We start from the raw sequence: 12449 nt of genomic DNA on the forward strand, positions 1-12449 counted from the left end.
ACGAAAGGGGCAACAACGTTGAAATACCAACTTAGTCATCGTGTCAGTGCGTTAAATCCTTACATCGGAGCGGAATTAAGGGATAAAGTTGAAGCGCTCCGCAGATCGGGACGCAAGCTCATAGCTCTTAACGTGGGCGAACCAGATTTTTCCACACCGGTCCATATCGCTCATGCAGGTATAGAAGCAATAATTAAAGGCGTAACGAAATATACCCCGGTGCAGGGTACATATGAAGTTCGGCAAGCAGTCTGTGAAAAACTCAAGCGGGACAACGGTCTTAGTTATGCCCCGGAGGAAGTGATAATCACCACTGGGGCCAAACAGGCAGTGGCCAATGCGTTGCTCTCGATATGCAACGAGGGGGACGAGGTTCTTCTGCCGATTCCTTGCTGGGGTAGCTACCCGGAAATGATCGCGCATGCAGGGGCGGCTCCCGTGTTTGTTGAAACCGACCCGGAACAAGATTTCGGACTAAGCGTGGAGCGACTGGAAAGTAAAGTAACTTCCAAGACGCGAGCTATTTTGCTCACAAATCCCAACAATCCGACCGGAACGGTGCTTAATCGAGAAACGTTGTATGCCATTGGCATGATCGCCGTTCGTCATCATCTCTACATTATCGCGGATGAAATCTATGAACATTTAATCTACGGCGATAAAGTTCCTTCGATCGCATCTTTAAGTGAGGAAATTAAATCGCTGACGATTACGATAAACGGGTTATCCAAGGCGTTCTCCATGACAGGCTGGCGAATCGGTTACGCCTGCGGCCCACTGCCTGTGATTCGTGCAATGACAATCATTCAAAGCTATACGACCTCCAATCCAAGTTCGATCGGTCAATATGCAGCGATTGCTGCACTGATAGATGAAGGTGACTCGGTAAAGGAAATGACAAAGTCTTTTGATGAACGGAGGAAATATCTGATTCGTGAAATTCGATCGATTCGAGGATTGACGTGTCCCAATGCAAGAGGCGCATTTTACTTGATGGTTGATGTGTCCCGGTATTTTGGTTCTGTTTATGAGAAGGGGACGATCGCCAATAGCAAGGACTTTGCCGAATACTTGTTAGATCAAGCCGGCGTCGTTGTGACGCCAGGGGAAATGTTTCAGGCTCCCCGTTTTATTCGGCTTTCATACGCCACATCTATGACGCAATTGCAAGAGGCAGTTACATTGATTAAGGCGGCGTTGTCTCAATTGGTAATGGGAGAGGAGGATCCGAAATGAATCCATCATCGCTACGTTCATTGTTACAAGAGGGACGATTGCTCCGATTTTTAGAGGCGCATAACGGATTGACGGGATTAATTGTAGATCGGGCGATGGCTACACTCGAGAATGGACAAACCAAGGCTTACGATGGCATGTGGTTAAGCAGTTTATGCGATTCCACTGCTAAAGGTAAACCGGACATCGAACTTGTTGATTTTACCTCCCGACTCGAAACTTTGCATCAAATTCAGGAAATATCTACAAAACCTATTATTCTCGATGGGGACACCGGCGGTCAAATTGAACATCTGGTATTTCATATCAAGACCTTGGAAAGATGGGGCGTCTCAGCCATCATTCTCGAAGATAAGATTGGTTTGAAGAAAAATTCTTTGTTCGGAACGGAGGCCGATCAACAACAAGACAGCATTACTCATTTTCAAAGCAAAATTAGAGCATGCAAGCAAGCACAAGTTCATTCGGACTTTATGGTGATAGCGCGTATTGAAAGTTTGATTTTGAACAAAGGCCTGCCGGATGCTTTGCAGCGGGCCGAAGCGTATGTGCAAGCGGGGGCGGACGGGATATTAATCCATAGCAAAAAGGAACAGCCCGATGAAATCTTTGCTTTTCTGCGGGAATTCAAACTGCAGTTCAAGGATATCACTGTCGTTGTAGTACCCAGCACATTTTCAAGTGTGACGGAGACGGAGTTGGAGTCAGCGGGAGTGAATATCGTCATTTATGCCAATCATCTGCTGCGCAGCGCTTATCTATCGATGAACCGGGTAGCCCATACTATCCTGCAGCAAGGAAGAGCTTACGAAGTGGAATCCGAATGCGAGCCAATTCCAAATATTATTCGAATTCTGTGAGTCATCAATGGATACAAAGGAGTGCATATGGATAATCATAGGGTTTTGGGAAGGCAGAGGGGTTTGAGCGAGCCATCGGTGAAACGCAATAAAAGTATAGTCAAATGGGCGTATGCGAACTTAACTGCTTATTTATTAGTTTTTCCAGCTATTGTTCTACTTTTTATATTTCATCTTTATCCGATGTGTATGACATTTTTTCTAAGCCTGACGGATTGGAATCTGATTGCCCCTGATTTTAATTGGATTTTCGCAGGCAATTATACGAAGATGCTTACCTCGTCCGAATTTTGGAAGGTCGTTGGAAACACGTTTATATTTGGTGTCTTCTCGGTCGGCTTTACAGTCTTACTGGCTACTGTACTTGCTGTTGTACTGGACGAAAAACTGCGGGGCGTCAGGTTGTTTCGTTCGGTCGTATTTTTACCCTACATTACACCCATGGCAGCTATTGGAACCCTATGGGTATGGATGTACAGCCAGGATTTCGGTCTTATCAACTGGGCGCTCGGTTTATTCTCCATTCCTCCTGCCCCCTGGCTGGCAAAGCCGGGGTGGGCAATGGTTGCACTAATCATCACGAAAGTATGGAAGGTGGTTGGCTACTACATGGTGGTGCTGCTTGCCGGCAAGCAGAACATAGCAGAATCGCTGTATGAAGCGGCCAAGATGGATGGAGCAGGAAAGCTGCAGTTGTTTAAACATATTACAATGCCATTGCTCTCTCCATATATCTTTTTTGTTCTTATTGTCGCATTAATCGGCGCTTTTGAGGATTTTGATCTTCTGTATTCGATGACGCGAGGCGGGCCTGCTGAAAGCACAAATATGATGATTTATTACATTTACCAGCATGCCTTCGATTTTTTTGATATCGGCTATGCTTCCGCAGCTGCGACAGCACTTTTTGTTATCCTTCTGCTCATTACATTTATCCAGATGAAGGTTTCCAAAAGGTGGGTGCACTATCAATGAGATGGCAACAATTTGTATTTCGATGGTTCGGATACGCCTTTTTGAGTCTTTTTTCATTCATTATGCTATTTCCTTTTGTTTGGTTGTTGAGCACTTCATTAAAGAGCTTTGACCAGGTGTACGTGTTTCCGCCGACCTTGATCCCGGAAGTATTCCGTTTGGAAAACTACGTAGAAATATGGAAGTCGGCTCCGCTGCTTCGGTATCTATTCAACAGCCTGTTTACAGCAAGCGTCATTATCATAGTGCAACTGCTTCTGATCATCCCGGCGGCTTATGCTTTTGCCAGACTACGGTTCAAAGGAAGCGGCATTCTTTTTCTCTCGGTTCTGGCTACCATGATGATCCCGAACCAAATTACGTTTATCCCTAATTTCTTGACGATCAAACAATTAGGCTGGGTGGATACGTATGCGGGCTTGATCGCGCCATTCAGCGTGAGCGCCTTTGGCATATTTATGCTGCGGCAAGCCTTTATGCAAGTACCGAAGGAGTTGGAGGAAGCCGCCATTCTCGATGGCTGCGGACACGCCAGAATCATGCGCCATCTCATGCTCCCTTTGTCGGGAGCCGCCGTTGTGACGTATATATTGTTGTGCTTTATCAAGAGTTACAATGAATTGTTCTGGCCGCTTATTGTGACCAATAATGAAAATTTGCGAACGGTTCAGTTAGGACTGACGCGATTTATTACAGAAGGAGGAACGCAGTGGAATCTGGTCATGGCCGTTGCTACAGTCATTATCGCGCCATTGGCCGTACTGTTCATTTCCATGCAGAAGTTTATTGTCAAAGGCGTGGCCACTACGGGCTTAAAGTAAGAGACAGGCTATTAAAATAACGAGGTGAAACCATTGAAACGTAAATTCATTAGTAGTGTTCTCGCGACGTCATGTTTGGTTACGGTACTTGCAGGCTGCGGACAAGAAGCTTCCTCCTCATCACAGAACAAGCAGGGGAACCCGGTGCAAATTGAGTTTTGGTATGGTAATGGCGGGGTGATCGGGGAAGCCACGAAGAGTTTGGTTGAACAATTTAATCAATCGCAGAATGAAGTAAAGGTCAATGCGGTGTTTCAGGAGACTACGAATAATATAGGCAAGAAGCTATTGACGGCCATTGTGGGCAATGCTGTACCGGATGTTATTCAGTTGAACGCAAGATTCTGGCCAACCTTTGCTTACAATAAAGCACTGCTGCCGCTTGACTCTTATATTCAAAACGATTCGAAGTTTGATTACGGTGATTTTGTGGACAGCTTTGTAAAGAACACCTTAATCGATGGAAAGACCTACACCCTTCCATTCAATCGGAGTACATCGATCTTGTATTACAACAAAGATATCGTGAAGGAGATCGGGCTTGATCCGGAGCATCCGGTGTCCACATGGGACGAATTGGTGGCTGCTGCGAAGAAAGCGACCGTCGTTAAGGATGGGAAAACAGAACGATTCGGCTTCTCAACCTATTTGCCGCCCCTCTACTACTACTCGTTGATGTGGTCCAATGGCGGTGATCTTTTCAGCCCGGATCAAAAGGAGGTTGTGCTCGACCAAGCGCCGGCGGTTCAAGGTTTGGAGATGTACCGGAACATGATCTATGAGACAAAAACGATGATGCAGCCTACGGGCGGGACGACTACCGACAGCGGGCAGGAACTCGTCAATTTTAAAAATGGCAAGGTGGCTTTCCTGGTGGCCTCGACAGCCGACTTGAGTGAGATTCAAAAAAGTATCAAATTTAACCTTGGCGTCGGTTTCGTGCCAAAATTTAAAGAGTATGCCGTAACTACGTCTTCCGGGGGAAATCTCGCTATTGTAGCGAAGGCCCCTAAGGAAAAGCAAGACGCGGCCTGGAAGTTCATCAAGTTTCTTACCGATAAACAGCAAACCATTTATTTCACCCAACACACCGGATACATGCCGATTCGAAAATCTGCCGTTACAGCGCCTGAAATGGTGAAGTTTTATGAACAAAATCCATTCTTTAAAACCGCTGTCGATGAGCTTCCCTACGGAAAGGCGCTCCCGGTCGTACCTGACTTCGATAAAATCGAAGCAGAAATCCAAAAGGCAATCGGTAAAACCTATGCACAAAATGTTCCGGCCCAAGAATCGATGAAGGAAGCTGCCGCCCAGATACGTGCGATCATGAAGAAATAAAGCATAGCGAAAAAAACGGATGACTATAAAACAAAAAGGAATGAAATCCATGGGAAAAACAGCTGAAAAGAAGAGTCCTTCGGGACGGCGGGTACTCATTATCGGAACGGACGGATTAAGGCCGGATCAGGTTAAAGCCGATACGATGCCTACGTATTGCCAGTTAATGAAAAGCGGGACGGTATTCAAATCTTTTTATTCCGTATATCCGTCTCTTACACGGGTATGCATGGCCTCTTTAACTACAGGATGCTATCCGGGAGAGCATGGACTGATGAACAATCTTATGTATGCTCCTGGTTTTTCGGAAGACGGACTGCTCCAAACAGGAGACCATCGAGAATTATTCCAATTTCAGAAACGAACAGGGGAAGCGTTGCTCTTGCGGCCGACGTTAGGGGACCGATTAGCTCAAGCGGATTTGCGGTTGACAGTTTCGGCTGGAAGCTCGCCCGGTGCTTCGTTGATTTGGAATTTTAATCATCCGCAGCATGTCATGAATCCTTCTACCGACTACGGGATATTGGAGCTTAGCCGGTTGCATGCCGATCGAGGCGCAGCCGCTGCCGAATCGGATGCCTCGATCCGAAAGAAGGAACGCACTTTATGGGCGACTCGGACGCTCATTGAACAGCAATTGCCTGATGAAAAGAATACCGTTATGGTGCTGTGGCTTCCTGAACCGGACGATACGCAGCATTATTTCGGCATCGCATCGCAAGAGACCAAGCAAGCCCAGAGGCTTGTGGACCAATGTCTGTCCGAGATTTTGGAAGCTATCTCACGACTTGGCATGGAGGATGAATTGGATATATTGCTCATCAGCGATCACGGGCATTCGACAGCAAACATGATAGGCAGCCTGGAACATTATTTGGATCAAGCCCGGAGGGAATTGAACAGAGAACTGAATTTCGTTGCAGTGGATGCTTTTATCTACGGGGACGAAAATCAGGTAGAGGAATTGCAGGCGCTCGCTGACTGGCTATCTGCCCAAACCTGGTGCGGTATGCTGCTGGCGAAAGAACCGCTTCATCAGCAATTGAATCATGCGCTGCCTTTAAGCGCGGTGCTCGGAAGCATTACTCACGACAGAGCCCCTCTGTTAGCCGTTGTTCCAACATGGACCGATGAAGCGAATCAGGATGGCGTTCAAGGAGTTGTTCATTACTTAAACGCCAAAACGGAGAATAAATCGTACCATGGCTCTATCCGAAATGAAGATATGCAGCCGTTTTGCATGGGAATCGGCCCCAGCTTTAAAAAGGGCTATGTAACGCATATTCCGGCGGGCATTATTGACATTGCGCCAACGGTTTTGCACTTGATTGGAGTTACTGGAGAAAGCGGCTTTTCAGGAAGAGTTTTATATGAAGGTTTGCAAGGCTGCGAGGAGCAGGCGGTGCGGCACGATACTGTTAAGCATGAGGACCTCTATGCGGATTCGGAACGAACAAAAGGAATTCGGATCGCGGATGTGAATGGATCGAATTATCTCATCGATTGTTTTTGTGAAAATACAAGAAAAGCGGAAAAGAAAGGATGAGGCGCGATGCCAACAAAATGTTGGGAAGCTAAGGAAGCGGATATGCTCAAGCTGCTGGAGAAGCTTGTTAATATCGATAGCGGGACGTTTTATAAAGCGGGTGTGGATCGGGTAGGGAATGTGCTGGCTTCTGCATATCAGGCTCTGGGATTTCAAGTTAGTGTTGACCGGCAGTCGGAACGAGGTGATCATTTGATCATCGTTCATCCCGAGGCGCAACATCCAAATATTTTGATGATTGGACATTTGGACACCGTATTTCCTGTAGGTACAACGCAAAGCCGGCCTTTTTCGCGCGATGAATTTTTTGCTTACGGACCCGGTGTATATGACATGAAGGCCAGCTTGGTCATGATGCTGTTTGCGATACAATCTTTGATCGAAGCAGGGGACGAGAGTTTCAAGCAGATCAAAATCATTCTGAATTCGGACGAAGAGCACGGTTCGATTTATTCAAGGAATCTGATTGAGCGGGAGGCGGCAGGCGTTAAGTATGCTTTGATCGTTGAACCGAGCGATATGACAGGGAAGCTTATAACCGGTAGGCGCGGTGGTGGTAAATTTGAATTGCTTGTAACTGGGAAGGCGGCGCATTCCGGAGAAGAACCGGAAAAAGGGCGAAGCGCAATTGGTGAAATCGCGTATAAAATTGTTCAACTTCATGCATTGACCGATCCAAATGCGGGCGTACATGTCAATGTCGGGGTGATTAGCGGGGGAACAACCAGCAACACGATTGCTGCACATGCCAAGGCTTCGATTGATGTACGAATGGAGACACCGGAACAGGCTATGGAGCTGGAGCGCAAAATCAAACGCATTTGCTCGACTACAATGATTGAAGGAACAACATCAGTCTTGCAAGGCGGTATTACAAGACTACCGATGATCAAAAGTGCGAATTCCGAGCATTTATTGAGTATCGTTCAAGAAGAAGCGATACAATTGGGAGAGTCGTTAACCGATAAGAGAATAGGGTCAGGGTCGGACGGTAATCTGACTGCGGCCGTAGGGATTGCAACGATTGATGCCTTAGGTCCACGTGGTGGAAATGCGCATACTGCGGACGAATTTTTGGTTATCGAAAGCTTGGTGCCAAAAACAAGGCTGCTCGCTAATATAGTGAAACGATTAAGTCGTGAATAAACCATTTCCTTATCAGGCCAAGTAGGGAGTGCCCCGCCTTCTTTGAGTCAAGCGAAACGACCTGATCCTAAGTTCCTACGGATGCAGCCAACCCGATGTTGTTCAAAGGTGGTATTCGGTAAAATATCAGGCAGAAAAGGAGATGCTGTACTTATGAAATACAGAATAGAGTATGATACAATGGGCGAAATTCAAGTGCCGGCCGACAGGCTGTGGGGAGCGCAAACCCAGCGCAGCATCGAAAATTTCAGAATCGGTTCGGAGCGGATGCCGATGGAGATTATCAGGGCTTTTGCCATACTGAAAAAATCAGCTGCACAGGCCAACAAGGATTTGGGTAAGCTGGATCCGGACAAAGCAGTGGCTATCCAGGCTGCTGCCGAGGAAATATTAGCGGGACAATGGGACGATGAATTTCCGCTGGTCGTATGGCAGACCGGTAGCGGCACGCAGTCCAATATGAATGTGAATGAAGTGATTGCACATCGCGCCAATCAGCTTCTTGAAGGCCAGGGAATCGATAAAAAGGTGCACCCGAACGACGACGTAAACCGTTCACAAAGCTCTAACGACGCGTTTCCTACGGCAATGCATATCGCGGGAGTTCTTGCTGTAGAGAATCATTTGCTACCGGCGCTTGCGAAGCTGAAGGGAACTATGCGCTCCAAAATGGAGCAGTTCGCTGACATCATCAAAATTGGCCGCACCCATCTCCAGGATGCAACTCCGTTAACCTTGGGGCAGGAAATCAGCGGATGGTGGGCTATGCTGGAGAAGACGGAGCAGATGATCACAAGCAGCGTGGATACGATGAAGGAGCTCGCGATCGGCGGCACGGCAGTCGGTACAGGCTTGAACGCCCACCCGAAATTCTGCGACAAGGTAGCCGAGGCGATCAGCAAGGATACCGGCATAACGTTCTTATCTGCAGCTAACAAGTTCCATGCTTTGACAAGCCATGACCAGCTTGTGTTCGTACATGGAGCGTTGAAAGCATTGGCGGCTGATTTGATGAAAATCGCTAATGACGTTCGATGGCTCGCGAGCGGGCCGCGGTGCGGCATTGGAGAGCTGGTGATTCCTGAAAACGAGCCTGGAAGCTCCATCATGCCTGGTAAAGTGAATCCGACCCAGAGCGAGGCCATGACGATGGTTGCCTGCCAGGTCATGGGTAACGATGCGGTGATAGGCTTCGCGGCAAGCCAGGGCAATTTCGAGTTGAATGTGTTCAAGCCGGTGCTGATCCATAACTTTCTGCAATCAACCTGCCTGCTGGCGGACGTTATGGTGTCGTTCAACGATCATTGTGCAGTAGGTATTGAGCCGAACCGGGAAGTGATTAACCGGTACCTGCAGGAGTCGTTAATGCTCGTCACTGCATTAAATCCTCATATCGGGTACGAGAAAGCGGCTATTATCGCCAAGTTGGCTCACAAGGAGCATCTTACCTTGAAGGAAGCGGCGATTCAAAGCGGATTTTTGTCTGCGGAACAGTTTGACCAATTCGTCCGCCCGGAGCATATGGTGAGCCCGCAGAAGTAATCGGAGGAAGAGATTAAGGATGCTCTGTTCGATGGTCATCGAGTGCCTCAGGATGGCAAAGAAGCGGGTTATGTACCGTCATAAGTGTAAAGGTACGAAAAAATGCCGAGTTCAGGAGCAACTTAAGCTCCGACTCGGCTTATATTTAGCGATATCTCGGCAATCAGGTTGATGAAGGCCATGTGGCGTTCGAAGGCAAACGCTTTAAGCATCATGGCTTACTTAAAAATACTTAATCCAACTCCAATCAAGTAAGGTACTAACCACAATCCCCAAACCACCAAGCTAAATGTATGGAATTGACCAATTTGCTTTTCCTTCTTCCTCCATAATACAATTGCTGCCCATATTGCATGAATTAGCATCAATAATAGGGCGACCATGCCGGTAATACCATGCAAATTAATCTCTTTGTTTGGATTCAGCTGCCCCATAAAACCAGTGCCAATTCCATCAAACAATAAACCGGAAAAGAAGAAAGCAAGATGCTTCGGTTTCAGTCGCCCCGAAATTTTTTCAGCCCAAACACCGATAGTATAAGCAACCAACGCCAAGTTTATAAACAAAACCGCAAAAAATAGCAACATAATTTCCTCCTGATTAGTTTGTGGTTGAATAGTCAATTACGACTAATACACGTTGATTATATACCCCGATTTTCGAATAGTCAATCCTGACTATTCCGTTTGTGACTATTTACCAATTTGCTTTGAAATATACAGGTTAGAACCTATATAAAAAGGGCTCTGCGCTGCTGCGCAAAGCCCTATAAAAATAATTGTACCGATCGAAATTTATTCATTTTTTAATTTTTCAATTACAGATTTCAACCAGTCCCTCTCAGCCTGTTTGCATACAAGATGATGTTCGATAGATAAATCAATCCCTCTTGAGAAATTATGTTTAGGTGTTTGCTGCAATTCTTCGATCTGTTCAGTCAAACCATTCAAACGTAACAAGAGACAATCGATCGCTTCTTCCTTGGACAGATGGTCCATAAACATAAGTCCAATATCACCTTTGAAAGAAGTAGTATCCTGCTCGGACAGGTTCCCACGAAGTAGTAAGTAAAATTCCTCTTCCCCGGCAGGAGTAATGGAGTATACTTTTCTTGGCGGGCGATTTCCTTCCTGGTCCTCGCGTACGCTGATAAAGCCTGCAGTGTTCAGCTTGTCCAAAATGGAGTAAGCTGTAGCTTTTTTCATGGAGGTAATCCGGCTCAAATTTTTATCGATAAATTCATTAATTTGATAACCATGCAGACTTTGAGACTTCAATATTCCAAGCAGCAGCAGTGTTCTTTCATCCATAGACTTCCCCTTCTGCTCTATCCAATTTGTTTTATTATATATTACAGCAATTTCATTATTTAATAAAGTTTCGTGGAATATTCCACCATTATGAAATATTTATAATACCTTAATAGGACGACGAAAGCTGCTCATGCAGGTTCATACAGACCTCGATGGGCAGCTTTTTTTACCCGCCGGCAGCTTGTATTCGACGATATGGTGGTTTCCACAAGGTTGATATTTTTAAAAAATTGGTTGAGATCCTTTGTCGTCAAGATTTCCATATTTAGCTATAATTCATTTGTAGCGCTTTCATCAATACAACATAATGGGGGATGAGAACTTTGAAAAGAACTCTGTTTATTGCGTTGGCCTTTGCCTTAGCTACTTCGGCTGTGCTAAGCGCTTGTACCAGCAAGCCCGACAACACTGCAAAACCGGGAGCGCCAACGAAGCTAACGTTCTGGACGTTCGTCGACCTGCATCAGAAATATTGGGAGAGTATGGCGCAGAGCTGGAACCAATCGCACCCGGATGAGCAGATTCAATTGGAAGCGACGACCATCCCGTATGATGATATGCATTCCAAGCTGCTCATTGCTCTGCAGACCAAGACGGGGGCGCCCGATCTGGTCGATATCGAGCAAAGCAAATTTCCGAATTTTGTTCGGGGACAAACGAATCTGGTTCCGCTCGACGATATCGTGACTCCGGCATTACCTGACATCGAGAAATCACGCGTTGATATTTACAGCAAGAACAGCAAATATTATGGAATCGATTATCATGTAGGGGCTACCGTGATTTATTACAATAAGGAGATTTTAGATAAGGCCGGTGTGAATCCGGACACTATCAAGCTATGGAGTGATTTGGAAGCAGCAGGCAAACAGGTTCTTGAAAAAACAGGCAAGCCGATCATTACTTTTGAGGGAAATGGTAACTGGTCCTGGTGGCCGGCGATTTCGCAGCAGAAATCGGATCAAGTCGACGCACAGGGCAACGTGACGATCGATAATGAGGTTAATATTAAGACGATGCAATTTTTCCAAAAGCTTGTTAATGAGAAGGTAGCGGCAGTAGCGCCCGGTGCCGGTCATGATACAGAAGAATATTTTGGCTATATGAACAGAGGCGGTGCTGCATCGGTATTTATGCCGTTCTGGTTCATGGGACGTTTTACCGATAAAATGCCGGATTTGAAAGGGAAAATGATCATTCGTCCGATGCCTGCATGGGAGCCGGGCGGGAATCGATCCGCAGGCATGGGAGGCACTGCGACCTCCATTACCGATCAATCCAAGCATGTGGAACTGGCAAAAAAATTCCTTGCCTATTCTAAGCTGACTAAGGAAAGCGGGATTCAAATTTGGAAGCAGCTTGGATTCGATCCTATCGTCACGGCAGCCTGGACGGACCCGGCAATGAAACAATCGAACAAATTCACGGACTACTTCGGCAACGATATATTCGATACGTTATTGAAAGTGAAAAATGAGATCGTGCCAGTTAACATCACCGATAATGAGCCGCTGGTATTTGACGCCATTCGCAATAAAGCGATGCCGCAGATTTTCCTGGAAAAGAAAGATCCCGCTCAGGTATTAAAAGCCGTAGGGGACGAACTAAGAAAAAAATAGTCGGTATGCCTGTCGCTGGCATAGCTAAATTAGTCTATGCCAGCGTACAG

General features: G+C 46.4%; 11 protein-coding genes. 9 read left to right on the forward strand and 2 right to left on the reverse strand.

The genetic code is table 11. The features are described from left to right. Positions 1-18: 18 nt before the first annotated feature. From B1728_RS03460 to fumC, 8 genes are all read left to right on the forward strand, one after another. Positions 19-1236 carry a pyridoxal phosphate-dependent aminotransferase gene (locus tag B1728_RS03460; protein ID WP_079908755.1) on the forward strand — a complete coding sequence of 406 codons (1218 nt, stop codon included), beginning with the start codon at positions 19-21 and terminating at the stop codon, positions 1234-1236. Continuing rightward, positions 1233-2096: a phosphoenolpyruvate mutase gene (gene aepX, locus B1728_RS03465; protein WP_079908756.1), complete on the forward strand. Its 864-nt coding sequence runs from the start codon at positions 1233-1235 to the stop codon at positions 2094-2096. Before B1728_RS03460 ends, aepX begins: the two co-directional genes overlap by 4 nt. A 189-nt stretch (positions 2097-2285) precedes the next feature. After that, entirely contained in the window at positions 2286-3071 is a 786-nt protein-coding gene (locus B1728_RS03470) for a carbohydrate ABC transporter permease (protein WP_256865210.1), read from the forward strand. After that, positions 3068-3892 carry a carbohydrate ABC transporter permease gene (locus B1728_RS03475; protein WP_079908758.1) on the forward strand — a complete coding sequence of 275 codons (825 nt, stop codon included), beginning with the start codon at positions 3068-3070 and terminating at the stop codon, positions 3890-3892. Before B1728_RS03470 ends, B1728_RS03475 begins: the two co-directional genes overlap by 4 nt. A 24-nt stretch (positions 3893-3916) precedes the next feature. Further along, positions 3917-5233 carry an ABC transporter substrate-binding protein gene (locus B1728_RS03480; protein WP_256865211.1) on the forward strand — a complete coding sequence of 439 codons (1317 nt, stop codon included), beginning with the start codon at positions 3917-3919 and terminating at the stop codon, positions 5231-5233. 49 nt (positions 5234-5282) lie between these two features. Continuing rightward, a complete protein-coding gene (locus tag B1728_RS03485; RefSeq protein WP_079908760.1) occupies positions 5283-6779 on the forward strand; it encodes an alkaline phosphatase family protein in 1497 nt (498 codons plus the stop codon). A 6-nt stretch (positions 6780-6785) separates the two neighbouring features. Beyond that, entirely contained in the window at positions 6786-7925 is a 1140-nt protein-coding gene (locus B1728_RS03490) for a M20 family metallopeptidase (protein WP_079908761.1), read from the forward strand. Positions 7926-8078: 153 nt separating this feature from the next. Then, the gene (fumC, locus tag B1728_RS03495) at positions 8079-9467 is read left to right on the forward strand and encodes a class II fumarate hydratase (RefSeq protein ID WP_079908762.1); all 1389 of its coding nucleotides are present in this window, start codon (positions 8079-8081) and stop codon (positions 9465-9467) included. A 218-nt stretch (positions 9468-9685) separates the two neighbouring features. On the opposite strand, the gene B1728_RS03500 is transcribed toward fumC, so the two are convergent. Further along, positions 9686-10051, reverse strand: a complete 366-nt coding sequence (locus B1728_RS03500; protein ID WP_079908980.1) for an HsmA family protein — start codon at positions 10049-10051, stop codon at positions 9686-9688. Between the two features lie 210 nt (positions 10052-10261). Beyond that, positions 10262-10777 (reverse strand): PadR family transcriptional regulator, encoded by a 516-nt coding sequence (locus B1728_RS03505; protein ID WP_079908763.1) that lies wholly within the window; start codon positions 10775-10777, stop codon positions 10262-10264. A 317-nt stretch (positions 10778-11094) separates the two neighbouring features. On the opposite strand from B1728_RS03505, the gene B1728_RS03510 reads away from it, so the two are divergent. Further along, entirely contained in the window at positions 11095-12399 is a 1305-nt protein-coding gene (locus tag B1728_RS03510; protein WP_144027739.1) for an extracellular solute-binding protein, read from the forward strand. Positions 12400-12449 lie beyond the last annotated feature (50 nt).

The sequence above is a fragment of the Paenibacillus sp. 32352 genome (assembly GCF_002042965.1).
Classification (GTDB): domain Bacteria; phylum Bacillota; class Bacilli; order Paenibacillales; family NBRC-103111; genus Paenibacillus_S; species Paenibacillus_S vulneris.